We start from the raw sequence: 15,676 nt of genomic DNA on the forward strand, positions 1-15,676 counted from the left end.
GGCGTTAGCCGCAAAGCCGGCCGGATTCGTGATCTTGATCTGCTATTCGCTTAATACCTTTTGCACTTCGTCGGTCATCTTGGCGATGCCATCGGCCGGCGTCATTTTATTCGCCCAAACCTCGTTCAAATATTTGAACATGGCCAAGTCGCGGATTTGCCAGTTTTTCGTGGACGGTTTGCTGAACTTGACGGTCGAGGCCACCGACACGTAATCGCTGCGGTAAGGAAGCGCTTTGAAGTCGGCATTTTCGAATACGGACGGTTTGGATGGAATGTGGCCCGCCTTCGCCCAAACCTGGCCGTTGTCGGCCAGCCAGTTGGCAAACGTGATCGCCGCTTTGCGTTTGGCCGGATCCTCTTTCTTCGTTACCGGCAGGATCACGGTATGGGAATCGCCCCAAGTCGCTTCCTGATCGAAAATTTTGGGAATCGGCATCGCGCCGAATTCCAATCCCTCCGTGGATTCCCACGTTCCCGTCGCCCAAACCCCGGTCATCATGATGGCGGCCGTACCGCTTTGGAAATTTTTATAGAAGTCCGGATCGTTCAGTTTGATCACTTTATGTTTGTGGAAAAGATCCTGAATATACTGAGCCGCCTGCACCGCTTTATCCGTATCCACCTGGGCGGAGGTCAGATCATCGGAAACGACGTCATTGCCGCCCAATTGGGAGTAGAGCGCCCACCATAAACGGAAAGGGTCGTCATTCGCATTGGATAAAGCAAACGGCGTAACTTTCTGCGGCAGTTTTTCCTTCAGCGTGTTCAGGAAAGCGACAAAGCCGTCTGCCGACTGCTCCATGACCGGTTTGCCGTCATCGCCGAGCAACCCTGCCTCTTTCAGCAGCTTCTTGTTGTAATACATGATGAACGGATGCGTATCGATCGGCACGGCATAGTGCACGCCATCCACTACGGATGCGTCAAGGATGTTTTGGTTGAAAGTGGACCAATTCACGCCCGCTTCAGTGGCGACGTCATCCAGCTCCGACACAACCCCTTGGTCGATGAGATCGGGCAGCCGGGAAATGTGGGAGATCCCGACATCCGGGCCGTTGCCGTTGCCCACCGCGGTAATCAGCTTGGTGTAATACTCTGCCCATTCCAACTTCGTATTTTTCACTTGAATATCGGGGTGTTCTTTGTTAAAGGCATCGATCATCGCTTGCATATTGTCGCCGTCACCGCCGGAGAACAGCGTCCAGAAGGATAATTCAACCTTCTCCCCGCCTCCGTTTGAAGCGCTTCCATTTTCCTGGCCGGCAGTTCCTTCATTCCCGGAAGGCGCTCCCGCGTTGTTTCCTCCCCCGTTATTGCCCCCGCACGCACTTAACAATAAGGATACCGAAAGCAATAAGACGAGCATCATGGCAAAGCTCTTTTTCATAGTGACCTCCCCTATTCGTGTGATTCAAGGAACAATACACCAATCGTGTTTTATTACATATTTTTCATTCCTTTGAACCTAAATATAAAGTCGGTCATGCATTTTGTCAACGGTTTCAAACTATTTTTTTGTAATATTATTTAGTATTTCATTGTATATTACATATATCTTGTAATAATTAAACTGGAGACTTCCTTCATTTTATAACAAATGGACAAGCTCCGCAGGAGATCCACCATCTGGAAAATGTTCGGCATGCTTTGGGCATGCCTTAAAAAAAAGCCATTATTCCCCAACTCGCAGGAATTAATGGCTTTCATTCGTTTTCGTCCAACATATACGTCACGCGCATGACAAGATCCTGTTCATGATCGCCGAATTGCTTCCCGAATAGGTTTACCCCGCCCTTGTGCATGGCATCCGACTTAACGCCGATTCGCACCCGGAGGCCCGGACGCTGGTTTAGCCGCAATTCGGAGAGCGTAACATCCGATACTTTCTGCATATCCAGCGTGGTCCGTTCATGGTCGATCCGCCAGGTTTTCAACAACCCGTACTGCGTCGCCCAATCCAGCCACCAAGGCGGATTCATCAGCCCCCGGCGGTCCCCGAAATCGCCGGGACTGGTCCACATGCCAATCTCGATGCCGTTGACCCACACCGAAATGTCCGAAGGCCAATCATTATCATAGTTAGGGGCTTCCGAGCACATTTCCATCGACAACTCGATCAGTTGGATTCTCGCGTTCTGGGGAATCTCCAGCGGAAGCAAATATTCCACGTATCCTTTGCGAAACCAGATGATCTGGGCGCCTACATGCTTGGGATGGTAAAAGCTGGCCGGCTCGTCTTCTCTCATGAGCATGCCTTCATGGTTCGCCATGCCGCATGTGGGATGAACCTCGCAATCGCTGTAATGCCCGATCGGCATTTCCACTTCGTACACACGCATTCCGTCTTTCGTAGACCGTACCGTACTGTTCAACGAAATCAATATATCGTCGTAATTTCGGCTGCACACCTTCATTGCGCCCCGCACGGCGGGTAGCAGCTCCGTGTTGATCAGTTTGGCCGCTTCCAGAACCTTGACGTTGTTGGCTACGGTAGAAACCGGAAGCTGCAGCGCTTCGGCGAGCTCAATCACGTTCATGCTCCGCGTATTTAAGAGGCGAAGGATATCGACCCGTGATCGAGTGGAGAGCGCATGGGCCACCTGAACCAGTCTTTCGGGTTCCTGAATACCGACTTCCAACATCCCGTATCCTCCTCTAACCATTCACTAAACAATCTCTTATGTACTTTACTACAAATCGCCGGATTAAATCAATGAAATTGGAATAATCGGTATACGGAGCAGCACGCCTATAGCAAAGCAGCCCGCCCCTCGGCCGGGGGCGGGCTGCTGCTTCGCATGGATTCGTTTTAAAAGTCGGTATAACCTTCGTTAATTCTCCTGATGACCTCCAATGGCACCTTCGGCTCCCGGCTCCAGGTCAGCAAGCCGCAGATTTCCGTTTCCGTGTCGGTCAATTGCGTGTAGCAATAGCCTTGGACAAGCCCCGAAACCACGAAAGGATGAATCACGTCCACCAACTGCCGGATAAACTGCTCGCTGTTCTCCGCTTTCGGCTCCACGACGGGAGAGCTCGGCTCAACCCGGTAGTTTACCCCGCCGAATTCCGTACAAAGCACGGGTTCCCCTTGATAGGAAAAACCCGGGTTATAAATAAACTTCCGTCCTTCCAGGCCCGGCATGTCGGCAATGATATTCTCGATGCTTGAATAGCGCCGATGCAGGATTTCGGGATCCTTGGCGTAATCATGCACCGTGCATAAATCCGATTTGCAATGCTCCCAGCCGTCGTTGGAAATCACCAATCGGGTAGAATCGACAGACTTGGTCATATGATACAGGGATTGGGCATGATGCTGCTGCTTTTCGTTATAATAAATGTCCGCAACTCCCCAGCTTTCGTTCAACGGCACCCAAACGGCGATGGAGGGATGATTGTAATCGCGGTCGATGACTTCCTTCCACTCTTCCATCATCCGGTAGGCATACTGCTCGGTATAAATGTAAGCGGCCGCCATCTCCCCCCAAACCAGGACGCCCAGCTTGTCGCACCAATACAAATACCGCGGGTCCGCCACCATCATATGCTTGCGCATTCCGTTGAATCCCATCTCCTTGCAAAGCTCGACATCGCGGCGGAGCGCCTCCTCCGTCGGGGCCGTCAGCAAGCTTTCCGGAAAATACCCTTGGTCCAGCACAAGCTTCATGCGGTAAGGGCGGTTATTCAGGCACAGCTTCCCTTCATCGACGGATACTTTGCGCATCCCGAAGTAGCTTTCGATTTGATCGACCGCCGTTCCATCGACTTTCAATTCAAAGCTCACATCGTACAAATTGGGTTTCTCGGGCGACCACCAGCGCCCCATGCCATGATCGTTGAAATCCCGCAAATTCACGCGCCAGGCTTCCGTGCCTGCAAGGATCCTCCTGCTCTCTTCCGCGACGACTTCGCCGGCGAATTCGATGCGCGTATCCAACTGAATCCGATGCCCGCCATCCCAGCCGTCGATCAAAGCCTGGATTTCGATTTCATTCGTATCCAAATGCGGCGTAAATCGTACCTTCTCCAAGTAAATTTCTTCGACGAACTCCACCCAGACCGATTGCCAGATGCCCGTCATGTTCGTAAACCACATGACTTCGCCCTTGTCCTTCCAATACTGCTTGCCCCGGGGAATGGTGAGATCCTGCAAATAATCCCGGGCCATCACGGTAATTCGATTATCTTTGCCGGCGATTAGATCGGTGACCTCGAACGAAAAAGAGGAAAATCCCCCGCGGTGCTTCCCGGCCGGCATGCCGTTCACCCAAACCCCGCATTCGTAATCCACCGCGCCGAAATGCAGGATTACGCGTTTTCCGGCGTATTCGTCGGGAAGCGTCAATGTTGTTTGGTACCATACCCGATCATGTATTCCCTTGTCTTCAATCCCGCTCAGCCCGCTTTGGTAGCAAAAGGGGACCGTGATCTCATGCGGGAATTCCTTTGTCCCTTGATACCACTTTTCCTTGATCCCTAAGTTCTGGTCGTCGAACGAAAAAGACCATGTCCCATTCAGGCTGCGCCAGGAGTCCCTGACGAATTGCGGGCGCGGATATTCTGCTCTTGCTGCGGTCATAAGCCCTCCTCCGGCTCAAGTAGCCCTTCGTTAATTTGGCGAATCGTCTCCAGCGGGATTTTGGGTTCGCGGTCAAAAGTCAATAAACCGTTGATCTCTTGCTCCACGTCGGTCAATTGCGTATAACAGTAGCCCTGAATCAACGGCGAATCCAGCATGGCCTTGATCACGGCCTGTACGCGCTTTTTGAAATCATTCTCATCGCTTGCTCCGGAGTAGCCCCATCCGCCCTGCTCTCCGGTCTGGAAGGAAACCCCTCCAAACTCCGTCATGAGTATCGGTTGGCCCTCATATTGATAGCCTTTCACATACATATCGCGATTTTGCGGGGCATCCAGCGCCGTTTCGATCGTGCTGTATTTTCGGGTCAATTTGCCGTAATCCCACTGATAATCGTGAATCGTGCATAAATCCGACTGCGCATGCTCCCATCCATCGTTAGAAATAACCAATCTCGTCGGATCCAGCGATTTCGTGAGATGATACATCGCAATGGCATGCTGCCGCTGCTGCTCATCCACCTTCACGTTGGGAATCCCCCAGCTTTCATTCAACGGGACCCAGGTGATAATCGAAGGACTGTTGAAATCGCGGTCCACCGCCTCGGTCCATTCCGAGGTAAATTTCTTCACATAACTTTCGCTGAAGGCATAGGCATTCGCGGCCTCGCCCCAAACGACGAGCCCCAATTTGTCGCACCAGTACAAGAAGCGCGGGTCTTCGATTTTCTGATGTTTTCTCACTCCGTTGAAACCCATCTGCTTGGTGAGCTCTACGTCTCTTCTTAAATCGCCGTCCGTCGGGGCAGTTAATAGGCCTTCCGGAAAATAACCCTGATCAAGCACGGCTTTCATATAAAAAGGCCGGTTATTCAAGCACAGCTTGCCGCCGTCCACGGACACTTTGCGCATTCCGAAGTAGCTGCGGACCGTATCCATCAGAACCCCGCCGGCATAGAGACGGTATTCCACCTCGTACAGATGCGGATGCTCCGGACTCCACCAGCGTCCCATCCCGTGGTCGTTAAAATCATGCAGCTCGATCCGGCGCTTTTGCTCGGAAGCCGTCATTTTGCACTCGTCCTCCGCAACCCTCTCCCCGCCAAAGGAGATCAGGGTCCGGACCGTGATGTCGCTCTCTTCCGCCCAGCCCTGTACTACGTACTGAATACCGATTTCATTGCGGTCGATGTCGGGATAATAATAGACGCGATTCAAATGGATCGGCGTTACCGCCTCCATCCACACAGGTTGCCAGATTCCCGTCGTTGAAGTATAAAAAATCAGTTCGGATTTTTCCTTCCAGTATTGCTTGCCCCGCGGCAAGGTGACATCCTTGCTGAAATCTTGCGCACGCAGCGTGATGACGTTCGGACCGTCTTCATTCAGCACGTCGGTAATGTCCGCCGCGAACGGGGTGTGCCCCCCTTCGTGGGCCGCGACCATCTGACCGTTCACCCAAACCCGGGAAGCATAATCGACCGCTCCAAAATGCAGGATAATGCGCTTCCCCTTCATTTCTCCGGGAATGTCGATGGTTCTCTTATACCAGACCGTATCGTGAAATTCGGATATTCCTATTCTGCTCCGTTTGCTTTGATAGCAAAAAGGCACGCAGATTTTTTGCTCCAGAACCTTGTCTTTGAACCATTGTTCCGCAACCCCAACCTGCCCGTCGTCGAACTGAAATTGCCATTCGCCATTCAAGCTTAGCCATAAACTTCTTTCAAATTGCGGACGGGGATAATCTCCACGCGGTTCCATGTTACTCATGATGTTGCTACTCCCCCTCGTTTATTTGCTCAAGCCGGCATATTTGATTTCTTTTTCGAATTCTTGCTCCATTTCGTCGAGCGCGGCTTGCGGAGTCAGGAAATCTCTCAAGACGGCTTGAATCGCATTCTCCATGACATCGTTCAATTTTGCCGATACGAAAGGCACGTCCGGATCCACCAAAATTTTAGCGGCGGACAAGGAATCGAGCAATGCCGGATACATCGGATTGGATGCCATGACTTCCGGACGTTCGTAATTGGAAGTCCGGGTCGGATCCATGGTGTAGTCGATTTTCAGCAATTCCCCATCCTTCGATGTGACGTACTCCAGGAATTTGTAAGTGGCTTCCGGGTTTTTCGTCGTACTCGTCATCGCAATGGCCCAACCGCCCATCGTTGGCGATCCGCCCGGAGTAACCCCGAAGCCGACCTTGCCTTTCACTTTCGACTGATCCCCTTCAATGGTGCTGTACAATCCAGGCCATTGCTCCATCATGGCAACCTCGCCGCTGGCGAACAGCGTGTTTGCTTCGTCCCATCCTAATTGCAGCCACTCGGAAGGCGCGAATTTCCGCAGCTCCAGCATCGTTTGCATCGCTTTCAGACCCGCCTCATTGTTAAACGCGGGCTTAAAGTTTTCATCCACGTCTTTCCCGCCAAATGCCGCCAAGCGGTTCTGCCAAATCAAGCGGCTGTTGGTTTTGGAAGCCATCGAGCTATACCCGTATTTGGTCGGAGAATCCGGATTAAACTTCTGCGTGAAGAATTCAGCCGTCGTCAAGAAATCTTCAACCGTGGTTGGAACAACCAGGTCTTTGCCCATCTTCTCCTTATACTGCTTCTGGATTTCCGGATCCTCGAACAGATCCTTGCGGTAGAAGAACAACTGCGAATCCGGCTTGTAAGGAAATGCGACCAGTTTGCCTTTATACTTGCCGTAACTCTCCAATAGACTTGGAATAAAATCGTCAAGAGCCAGATTTGGACTTGCCATCGAATCGACATAAGGCTGCAAATCTTGGATTAGCCCTCCCTCCGCATAGCCGTGTACATTCGCAACCGGCATCAGTACGGCATCGAAATGATTGCCCGTATTCAAATCCAATTGAATTTTCTCGACGTCGGTACCGGCCGGAAAGCTTTGAACTTCTACCGTTGCTCCCGAAGCCTCTTCAAAATACTTCGCGGCATTCTTAAGGGCATCCGCAAAATCCCCCGTTCTCGTCGCTACCACGATCTTTTGCCCCGCGTACTGGCCGCCGAGCGTTCCTCCCCCGTTCAAATCATTCAACTTAACGCCAAGCACGTCCGGGGCTTGTACCGTGATTTCCTTGATTTCGCCTTTTGGGGCTGCGGGCTCGGCTTTATTGGAGCCGCAAGCGCTGAGGACAAGCGTGAAGGCCAACAAGCATGCCGTGGTTAACTGCAGTCTCTTTTTCATGTAATAAACCTCCTGGAATATTTAATGGACTTATTAATTGAAAGTTCAATGAAATACGGTATACACAGGCTCAGCCTTTGACCGCCCCGGCCGTAATCCCGGCCTGCACGTATTTTTGCGTCGTTAACGCCAGAATGAGGGCCGGTATGAACGCAATGGTGCCGGCAGCCGCCAAAGTACCGAACGGCGTATCCTTCTGCAGTTGAATCATGCCGCTGATGCCGAGCGGAAGCGTCTTGTTCTGGTCCGTAAAGACCAATACCAGGGAAAGGCTGAACTCGTTATAGGCGGCCAGGAACACCAATATGGACGCTACGACGATCCCAGGCACGATCAATGGCAGGGCGATCCTCCAATACGTGCCGAATTCGCTGCAGCCGTCGATTTTGGCCGCTTCGAACATCTCTGCCGGCAATTCGTCAAAGAACCCCATAAACAGCCATATGGCCAGCGGAAGCGCAGCGGTAATATAAACGATGATAAGCCCGAACAAGGTATCGAGGATCCCCAGCTTTTGAAAAATAATGTAGTAGGGGATAATGAACACCAGTCCCGGAACCATGCGCATCACAATGATGGCGTACTGCCAGAAAGCCTTGCCCCTAAACTTAAAGCGCGAAAACCCGTACCCGGCAAAAGTGGCTACAATGACGGCGCACAGCGTTGTCGCAACGGCAACGATCAGGCTATTGATAAAGTAGGTTCCGATCTGATGCTCCGTAAACACCTCGACATAGTTCTGCAAAACCCATTTGGAGGGAAAAAATTCGGGCGGCACCTTCATAATCTGGCCGACCGATTTGAACGAAGTCGTCACAGCCCAATAAATGGGAAACAAAAACAGGACAATAAAGATAAGAAGCAGCACATAAAGCATGCTTTTTTCGGCATAATGTTTTTTCATGTTCTCCCCCCTCGCTATTGCCGATCGTTACGGATCAATCTCAGGAACACAAGCGTAATGACCACGATAATGGCAAAGAAAATGATCGCTCCGGCGGAACCGGCGCCCACGTTCATGTAGCGGAAAGCGGTCTTGTAGATCATCGTCCCCATCGTTTCCGTCGTATCCCCGGGGCCGCCATCGGTTAAAATCATGATCGAATCGAAAATTTTCAAAGCATCCATCACGCGTAAAGAAACGACGAGCGCAATAAAATTCCGAATCAGCGGCAGCGTAATCCGGAAGAAGATTTTAAACCGGCTCGCCCCGTCGATGAACGCACTTTCATAAATATCCTTTGGCACCGTTTGCAAAGCTGCAATAAGGATCAGCATGCAAAAAGGCGTGGATCCCCACACATCGATCATGATGACGGCGATCTTCGCCGGCAGCGTCTCTCCCGTCCAGGCAACTGCTTGCAGTCCAAGGGACTCGATCAGATAGTTAATGGGACCGTAGATGGCGCCGAACAATATTTTCCACATGGTCGTTGAAACCACCGGGGCCAGCATCATCGGAAGAATGAACAAGCTTTTGAAGATCCGCGTCTGCTTGCTTACTTTTTCGTTATTCAAAATAAGCGCCAGGACCATCCCCAACGTCACGTTCAACAATACCGTAAAAAAGGTAAAGACCAGCGTCCACCCGATCGATTTCATAAAAGGACCGTTGCTGAACATATACCGGTAATTGTCCAGCCCGCTAAACTTGATCAGCGCGCTCGGCAGAGACAAGTTATAATTCAGCATGCTTATATAAACGGAGTAGAACAAAGGCACGATAGCCAATAATGTGATGAGTATGACGGCCGGTCCGATAAAGATGTAGGGTAGCGTTCTCTCTGAAAGTTTTTTGACATACCCCGTATCCGATTTCATATTATTCCCCTCCCCCCCTTTCTGGTTGCGCTTACAATTCCTCGAAATTACAATATTTCCGGATTCGCCTTCACTGTAAATAGGATTCTCGGGCCACCCCCTAGCTGTAAGCCTTGCCACAATGTCGTTTATTCAGTCCGGCTTCAAAATCTATATTAGTATATACCATTCCAATAATATATACTAAATATAGTATAAAGTTTATGGCGCAACCAAATAACCCTTTATATATAACGCATTAGTCAATACGAGATAATATAATCAATTCATTTCCAATTTCTGTAGACACTCATTCTCGGAAAATATATAATTAACTTAGTATATAAATCTTATATAGATGTGAGGCCGTATCATGAAAGAACAGCCGCTTTATAAGCAAATCCAGGAGAAGATCAAAGAACAGATCAAGCTTGGCGTACTCCGTCCGGGCGATCGGGTCGGATCGGAAAAGGAGCTGTCCCATTTATATCGCGTCAGTCAAATTACGACCAAAAACGCGTTGATTGGTCTCGCCGAGGAAGGTTGGGTCGAACGCGTTCAAGGAAAAGGGACTTTCGTCTCCCATCAATCCGCGCAATTACGCCCGGTTTCCGCCTCTCCGATGCTGGTCGGGGTCGTTTTCCCCAGCATGAAAACGCGGATAGATCAGCAGTTGCTTAACTATATTGAAAAATACGCCTATGAGGAAGGATTTCAAATTTTACTTCGCATCACCAGGGAATCCGTGGAGGGGGAGACGCAATCGGTGCGTCAGTTATTGGATTTGGGGGCCAAAGGCCTGATTGTTTTTCCGACCGAAGCGGAAAATTACAACGAAACCATTATTCAACTGGCGTTTGACAAGTTTCCCATCGTGCTGGTAGACCGTTTCTTTAAAAATATCCGTGTGGCCAGCGCAACGTCGGATAATGTGCAAGGCACCTTTGATGCCATCCAGCATTTATTGGCTAAGGGACATCGCCATATTGCCTATATCTCGCCGGAAATCACGAATTCGGTCACGGAGGACCGGGCCGCCGGCTACGAGAGAGCCTATATGAAACAACAGTTTCCCATTGATAAAACGTTGTGGTGCATGCTGGATTTGCAAACGATTCAGCAGGATCAGGCCAAGAGGGAAATAACGAGTTTTCTACAATCCAAGGAGCAGATTACCGCCGTTTTTACCGTCAATGTCCAACTGGCCCACTATGTATACGATTACTTGAGCGAGCATCGTTTATTGGACCGAATCGAGCTTATGACGTTTGACAACCCTGAATTGCCCGGCGTGTCCTACGTCGTGCAGAACATTGAAGAAATCAGCCGAAAAAGCGTGGAATTGCTGAAGGACCAACTGAACGGAGAAGCTTCCCCGTTTCATCATCTCGAACCGGTTAGGCTCTGCCTGAAAGACAAGCTGCGGAACCCGGAGGGGTTTTGATCTGTAATCATATGAAAACCGCCCGAGATTCACTCTGGCGGTCCTCCTGGCGAAAATAGTGAATTAAATCTACAAAGCACCTGTAGGCTCTGAATTGTAATCGATTTTTCGAATACAATTCGTCTCTAACGGCAAAAAGTACGCGTTCTATTCGATTTTTCATATAGATTCTCGAACTCCTGCTTGGAGCCAAAATAGCATCCTTTTTTACCCTTAATTTTGTGTCATGGTCCCATTCAAAATCTCTTCCCTAGCTGTGTATACTTCCATCATCATTAACGCTCCAAGCTGAAACCCGTTCATAAACGAAGCGGTGGCATAAATGGATTCAGATTGGCTGCGCAAATCAAGCATTACTTCAAGCTGATTGAAATCATCGGCAGACAGCTTCTCTCTCCACATTTCCCAAAGCCCGGATATCCTTCTGTTTACTCTGCGATACTCAGGATTTACCGGGGCCATTTTTTCTTCCGGGCGAATTTCGCCGCAATATAAGCCTCCAAGAAATTCTTCATTTTTTCATCTTCCTTTCGTATCAACTGCAACTTCTTGAAAGAAAGACGTACACAAGATAGAGTGAATGTGCAGTCTGCCCCTCAGGTAGTTGCGTGGAGGAAAGCGGCGAGTTCTTTGCGGAGAGTGCGCCGCTTCCTTTTTTTATTCAAACTTTTTTATGATTGCTTTCACCCCCAAACTTGGTTATTGATCATAGTCAAGAAAATCCTATCTAGATGTTACTCTTATGACTACCATTGCTTTATTATAGTACGCTTAAGACTACCGGTCAATGCATTTTGATCACAATCATGATATATTATTGTCATGAAAGCGCCTCGGAGGAACGCCTATGAAAATCCAATTACGGTTAAAAGAAATCCTTGCCGAAAAAGGCATCTCTCAAAGAGAACTTGCCCGGAGAATGGGAATTCGTCATCCTACTATTAACCATCTTTGTTCCGATTCGGTCGATAGAGTTTACATTCGCACTTTGGAGCAAATTTGCGAGGCTCTGGACATCACTGTGAACCAGCTCATTGTATCGGTTGAGGACAATGAAAAATCTAAGGAGAAATCATACTCAACTGGCTTACGTCACTAATAAATATCAGCGTAGTCCTAATTAGGACTACGCTGATATTTATTCTAGCTAGAGGAACTATATCATTTGATTAAATCGACTATAGTTAATTATGCTTTTTCACTCTTTTTGTTATTGTTTTCATTTAATTTGTGATCCCCTCATGATATAATCAAGTTAAGAAGTGGAGGGATTAGTCATGGATAATGTCGTAACATTTCCTAATCAAAAATTGAGTGCTGACCCTTTAAAAGGATTAAGAGCTAAGATTGAACAGCGTTATGGAGTCACAATGGAAGAGTACATTGGCTCCGGTGGGAAACGATCTGAAGAAGTGCAGAGTAAAATTGATCATGCGATGAGAAAAGAGACTTTAATAATGGCAACAAATCTCATAAATAATTAATAAAATCCACAGGAATGTGGGTTTTTTATTTTCTAGGAGGAGAAACATTGGATTTTTTTAAGCGTGGATACGTGTCTTGGACAAGCATTCCGGAAACAATACATACAGCTGATACACCAAAGCCGGGTTTTTTCTTATCTGGCAAACATATGTCGATCGTACTACACGATCAAGATTCTCCGGATATCAGGAAAGACATTGCCTTAATCGTACCGATAACTTCGGCAAAATATGAGTGGAAAAAGCTCAAAGGGAAGGGCGATATGCCGGTAAACCGCAATTGGATGGACCAGTATTTAGGAGAATTAAACCCAGGTCTTATGGAGTTAGTTGACTTTCAAGTAATTCAAAATATCGGACTTATGGAAATGGTCATGAAGATGGCACACAGCCTTTATCAAGAACAATTGGAAAAAATGGACCAAGCAGCTGCAACTATTGATTTTTTTGACGTGAATAAATAACTTCGAGGACGGCTATGCTGTCCTTTTTTAGACGGAAAGAAATCTATAATCAAGTGAGGAAAGTCTTAATCGAAATCTTCAAACGATAAGGGCAAACCACCTGTTGGACGGGTGCTTATGATTTTGCTGACGGTGACTCGGCCTGCAAGAGTCACTTTACCTAGACCACACAACTGTCAGGCGGCGAACACCGCGCTTTGGACAGAAGGGCCGGCGCGCTAGGGAGATCCGGAAACCCTCCCCCTCTTTTGTGTACCAAAAGAAAAGGAGGGTTGGCTTACGATGGTGCGATTTCCGCGCCTACTCCCACTTGAATAAACGAACGGAAGCTACGGTACAAACGATCGCCAGGGCAATCATTACAATGACGGGAACCCGTGTGCTATCGCTCGGCAGGCCTAGCGAAGCCGCCTTTAACAACTTAATGCCCTGCGTTAGCGGCATCAGGTCGGCTGCTTTTTGCAAAGTCGCCGGCATGATCTCGTACGGCAAAGTGGCTCCCGAGAAAATGAGCATCGGAAAGTACAGGATGCTGGCCATGACGCCAGCGGCTTTGCTGTTCTTCGCCAATCCGCCCACCAGCAGCCCGATGCTGTACATCGACAGCATCACCAGCAAATATGCGCCGATGAACCGCAGCCACGAGCCGCTTAATTGATAGCCGAAGAACACGGCGGCCGACGCATAAACAAGGATTAGCGAAAAGATGGCGTAAAGCGAATAGTTGGCCACCTGCACCACCAAAATGAGCACCGGGCTGGTGGGCGTTACCTTGAACCGCTTCAGGATTTTCCGGTGCCGGTAATCGGATACGACTAGAGGAAGGCCCATGACGCCGCCCGCGCAGATGGCGATCGTCGCCACTGCCCCGAAAGACTGCTCCAGAAAGGTGTATTCCGCCCCTTCAAAAGCCGGTTTGTCGCCGAAAATGATGCCGAGAATAATGACCGCAACGACGGGCATGCAGATGGCGAAAATAAACATATCCATGCCGCGCAAAGATAGTTTGAGTTCCGTTTTGAACAGCTTGCTAAACGCACGCATACAATTGTTCCTCCTCGTCCGTATACCATAGATAGGCATCCTCCAATTTTTCATGGGGACTGGCCGCGATCGCCTCCTGTACGGTTCCGTAAAAGACGATGCTTCCATGCTTCAAGATGCAGATCTTATCGCACAACGTCTCCACCTCATCCATGAAGTGAGACACCAGAAAGAGGGTCAGTCCTTTTGCTTTTAGGGCGGACAGGCTTTTCCATACCTCCCGCCGCGCTTTGGGATCCAGTCCGGTGGTCAGTTCGTCCAAAAAGACGACCTCAGGATCCGGAATGAGCGCAAGTACAATGAACAAACGCTGCCTTTGCCCGCCCGACAGCTCGTTTACCGGGCTTTTCGACTTGTCCGCAAGCCCCAATTGCCTTAATAAGGCCAAGTAGTCCAGCGAGGATTTATACAGCGCTTGCGTCACCTCGCATAGCTCGGCTACCGTGATTTTATCTTGGTAACCGGCTTCCTGAAATTGCACGCCAACCCGCTCGAACAAGGCCCTGCGGTCGGCCTGCGGATTCATTCCCAAAATGGATACCGTTCCGCGATCCTGCCTTTGGATGCCCAATATGCATTCCATTAATGTGCTTTTTCCCGCGCCGTTGGCTCCGAGCAAGCCGAATACCTCGCCGCGTCCGACGGTAATGTCGACGTTTTCGACCGCTTTGACCCCGGCATAGGACTTGCTAAGCCGTTTGACTTCGATGGTTGTTTCCACTCGGAAACCCCTCCTCTTCATTTGTGTATCCAAAGAATAACACCAGACCTCAGGTCTGGTGTTAAAGTGTAGGGTTTGGCCGAAACCGTCTTTTCATTTGTTCCAGGCGTTCCAGCATGAGCCTGGCGTTATTCTCGGCTTCCTGCAGGGAGGTGAGCAGCTTGTCGCATACGGAAACGATCTCGTCGTTCTCCTCCGGCGTATCGATCACTTGGCGCAGGTTGGCCTCGGGCCTCTTGAACAGGGCTCGCAGCATTCGCAAAATCGCGGCAAGGGAATAATTCGCACAGCGCAGGGAACGGATGATGGTCAGCCTGCGAATGTCCTCGGCCGTATAGACACGATAGCCGTTTTGCCTGCGCTTGACCGTTAACAAACCGTTCATTTCCCAATTTCTCAAAGCATCCATGGAGATTTGCAGACGGTCGGCCGTTTCTTTTCGGGTCAAGTATATAGGGTCCGATTCCAGCTTCCTGCCTGACAGCAGTCCCTCCACAACGGCGATGGATTCCTCCGCATTGCTTAGCTCTTTTCCGATTTGCCGCAAATACCCCTCCGATAATTCCAAAGCCCGGTCAAAATCACCTGCAGCGGAGGTCTTGATGATCTCGATCGCTTTTTTTCGCAGCCCGTTTTGCACAATTTCCACTTTCAGAGCCGTTCTCGCGAGCTTGATTTGCTCTATATGGAACTCGGTAAACATACGGTATCCGTTCGGTGCCCGCTCGGCCCTCGGAATCAGTTCAAGCTCCTCGTAAAGACGCACCGTATTGGGATGGATTCCAATGATGCTTGCGATTTCCGCTGTTTTGTAAGTCTTCATGATACCCAACCAGCTCCAGATTTTTTACTTCATACATAGCATATATCAAAAGTCTGGTGTTATGGTGGAAGCTTGGCCAATTGGAGGAAATCAATTTATT

14 protein-coding genes and 1 pseudogene are annotated in these 15,676 nt (G+C 49.5%); 4 read left to right on the forward strand and 11 right to left on the reverse strand.

What is annotated here, in order from left to right; all coding sequences use genetic code 11:
* Window positions 1-42: 42 nt before the first annotated feature.
* From ACQ4N8_RS13895 to ACQ4N8_RS13925, 7 genes are all read right to left on the reverse strand, one after another.
* Complete coding sequence (locus ACQ4N8_RS13895) at window positions 43-1,389, reverse strand: ABC transporter substrate-binding protein (RefSeq protein WP_430704971.1); 1,347 nt, start codon at window positions 1,387-1,389, stop codon at window positions 43-45.
* A gap of 316 nt (window positions 1,390-1,705) precedes the next feature.
* On the reverse strand, window positions 1,706-2,644 hold the full coding sequence (locus tag ACQ4N8_RS13900) for an ArsR/SmtB family transcription factor (RefSeq protein ID WP_430704972.1): 939 nt from the start codon (window positions 2,642-2,644) through the stop codon (window positions 1,706-1,708).
* Window positions 2,645-2,811: 167 nt separating this feature from the next.
* On the reverse strand, window positions 2,812-4,581 hold the full coding sequence (locus ACQ4N8_RS13905; RefSeq protein ID WP_430704973.1) for a glycoside hydrolase family 2 protein: 1,770 nt from the start codon (window positions 4,579-4,581) through the stop codon (window positions 2,812-2,814).
* Complete coding sequence (locus ACQ4N8_RS13910; protein WP_430704974.1) at window positions 4,578-6,353, reverse strand: glycoside hydrolase family 2 protein; 1,776 nt, start codon at window positions 6,351-6,353, stop codon at window positions 4,578-4,580. Before ACQ4N8_RS13910 ends, ACQ4N8_RS13905 begins: the two co-directional genes overlap by 4 nt.
* A 21-nt stretch (window positions 6,354-6,374) precedes the next feature.
* Window positions 6,375-7,796, reverse strand: coding sequence for an ABC transporter substrate-binding protein (locus ACQ4N8_RS13915; protein WP_430704975.1), 1,422 nt, complete (start codon window positions 7,794-7,796; stop codon window positions 6,375-6,377).
* A 70-nt stretch (window positions 7,797-7,866) separates the two neighbouring features.
* Window positions 7,867-8,700, reverse strand: a complete 834-nt coding sequence (locus tag ACQ4N8_RS13920; RefSeq protein ID WP_430704976.1) for a carbohydrate ABC transporter permease — start codon at window positions 8,698-8,700, stop codon at window positions 7,867-7,869.
* A gap of 14 nt (window positions 8,701-8,714) precedes the next feature.
* The gene (locus ACQ4N8_RS13925; protein ID WP_430704977.1) at window positions 8,715-9,617 is read right to left on the reverse strand and encodes a carbohydrate ABC transporter permease; all 903 of its coding nucleotides are present in this window, start codon (window positions 9,615-9,617) and stop codon (window positions 8,715-8,717) included.
* A gap of 352 nt (window positions 9,618-9,969) precedes the next feature.
* On the opposite strand from ACQ4N8_RS13925, the gene ACQ4N8_RS13930 reads away from it, so the two are divergent.
* Complete coding sequence (locus tag ACQ4N8_RS13930; RefSeq protein ID WP_430704978.1) at window positions 9,970-11,040, forward strand: GntR family transcriptional regulator; 1,071 nt, start codon at window positions 9,970-9,972, stop codon at window positions 11,038-11,040.
* Window positions 11,041-11,253: 213 nt separating this feature from the next.
* Here ACQ4N8_RS13930 and ACQ4N8_RS13935 read toward each other — a convergent pair.
* Window positions 11,254-11,535 (reverse strand): annotated as a pseudogene (locus tag ACQ4N8_RS13935) (DUF6809 family protein); the annotation flags it as partial.
* 352 nt (window positions 11,536-11,887) lie between these two features.
* Between ACQ4N8_RS13935 and ACQ4N8_RS13940 the strand changes: the two are divergent.
* From ACQ4N8_RS13940 to ACQ4N8_RS13950, 3 genes are all read left to right on the forward strand, one after another.
* Complete coding sequence (locus ACQ4N8_RS13940) at window positions 11,888-12,139, forward strand: helix-turn-helix domain-containing protein (protein WP_430704979.1); 252 nt, start codon at window positions 11,888-11,890, stop codon at window positions 12,137-12,139.
* A gap of 178 nt (window positions 12,140-12,317) precedes the next feature.
* Window positions 12,318-12,524 (forward strand): hypothetical protein, encoded by a 207-nt coding sequence (locus tag ACQ4N8_RS13945; protein ID WP_430704980.1) that lies wholly within the window; start codon window positions 12,318-12,320, stop codon window positions 12,522-12,524.
* A 47-nt stretch (window positions 12,525-12,571) separates the two neighbouring features.
* Window positions 12,572-12,988 carry a hypothetical protein gene (locus tag ACQ4N8_RS13950; protein ID WP_430704981.1) on the forward strand — a complete coding sequence of 139 codons (417 nt, stop codon included), beginning with the start codon at window positions 12,572-12,574 and terminating at the stop codon, window positions 12,986-12,988.
* Between the two features lie 300 nt (window positions 12,989-13,288).
* On the opposite strand, the gene ACQ4N8_RS13955 is transcribed toward ACQ4N8_RS13950, so the two are convergent.
* From ACQ4N8_RS13955 to ACQ4N8_RS13965, 3 genes are all read right to left on the reverse strand, one after another.
* Entirely contained in the window at window positions 13,289-14,032 is a 744-nt protein-coding gene (locus ACQ4N8_RS13955) for an ABC transporter permease (protein WP_430704982.1), read from the reverse strand.
* Window positions 14,019-14,753 carry an ABC transporter ATP-binding protein gene (locus ACQ4N8_RS13960; RefSeq protein WP_430704983.1) on the reverse strand — a complete coding sequence of 245 codons (735 nt, stop codon included), beginning with the start codon at window positions 14,751-14,753 and terminating at the stop codon, window positions 14,019-14,021. The genes ACQ4N8_RS13955 and ACQ4N8_RS13960 overlap by 14 nt, the downstream gene beginning before the upstream one ends.
* 61 nt (window positions 14,754-14,814) lie before the next feature.
* Window positions 14,815-15,576, reverse strand: a complete 762-nt coding sequence (locus tag ACQ4N8_RS13965; protein WP_430704984.1) for a MerR family transcriptional regulator — start codon at window positions 15,574-15,576, stop codon at window positions 14,815-14,817.
* Between the last annotated feature and the right edge of the window lie 100 nt (window positions 15,577-15,676).

Origin of the sequence: Paenibacillus macerans, from assembly GCF_050565405.1 — a bacterium.
Classification (GTDB): domain Bacteria; phylum Bacillota; class Bacilli; order Paenibacillales; family Paenibacillaceae; genus Fontibacillus; species Fontibacillus macerans_B.

What these genes read in the sequence shown, in the direction of transcription:
- ACQ4N8_RS13955 (WP_430704982.1), bottom strand. Translation starts at nt 14,032, where the DNA reads ATGCGTGCGTTTAGCAAGCTGTTCAAAACGGAACTCAAACTATCTTTG.
- ACQ4N8_RS13940 (WP_430704979.1), top strand. Translation starts at nt 11,888, where the DNA reads ATGAAAATCCAATTACGGTTAAAAGAAATCCTTGCCGAAAAAGGCATC.
- ACQ4N8_RS13895 (WP_430704971.1), bottom strand. Translation starts at nt 1,389, where the DNA reads ATGAAAAAGAGCTTTGCCATGATGCTCGTCTTATTGCTTTCGGTATCC.
- ACQ4N8_RS13915 (WP_430704975.1), bottom strand. Translation starts at nt 7,796, where the DNA reads ATGAAAAAGAGACTGCAGTTAACCACGGCATGCTTGTTGGCCTTCACG.
- ACQ4N8_RS13925 (WP_430704977.1), bottom strand. Translation starts at nt 9,617, where the DNA reads ATGAAATCGGATACGGGGTATGTCAAAAAACTTTCAGAGAGAACGCTA.
- ACQ4N8_RS13930 (WP_430704978.1), top strand. Translation starts at nt 9,970, where the DNA reads ATGAAAGAACAGCCGCTTTATAAGCAAATCCAGGAGAAGATCAAAGAA.
- ACQ4N8_RS13965 (WP_430704984.1), bottom strand. Translation starts at nt 15,576, where the DNA reads ATGAAGACTTACAAAACAGCGGAAATCGCAAGCATCATTGGAATCCAT.
- ACQ4N8_RS13945 (WP_430704980.1), top strand. Translation starts at nt 12,318, where the DNA reads ATGGATAATGTCGTAACATTTCCTAATCAAAAATTGAGTGCTGACCCT.
- ACQ4N8_RS13920 (WP_430704976.1), bottom strand. Translation starts at nt 8,700, where the DNA reads ATGAAAAAACATTATGCCGAAAAAAGCATGCTTTATGTGCTGCTTCTT.
- ACQ4N8_RS13905 (WP_430704973.1), bottom strand. Translation starts at nt 4,581, where the DNA reads ATGACCGCAGCAAGAGCAGAATATCCGCGCCCGCAATTCGTCAGGGAC.
- ACQ4N8_RS13910 (WP_430704974.1), bottom strand. Translation starts at nt 6,353, where the DNA reads ATGAGTAACATGGAACCGCGTGGAGATTATCCCCGTCCGCAATTTGAA.
- ACQ4N8_RS13900 (WP_430704972.1), bottom strand. Translation starts at nt 2,644, where the DNA reads ATGTTGGAAGTCGGTATTCAGGAACCCGAAAGACTGGTTCAGGTGGCC.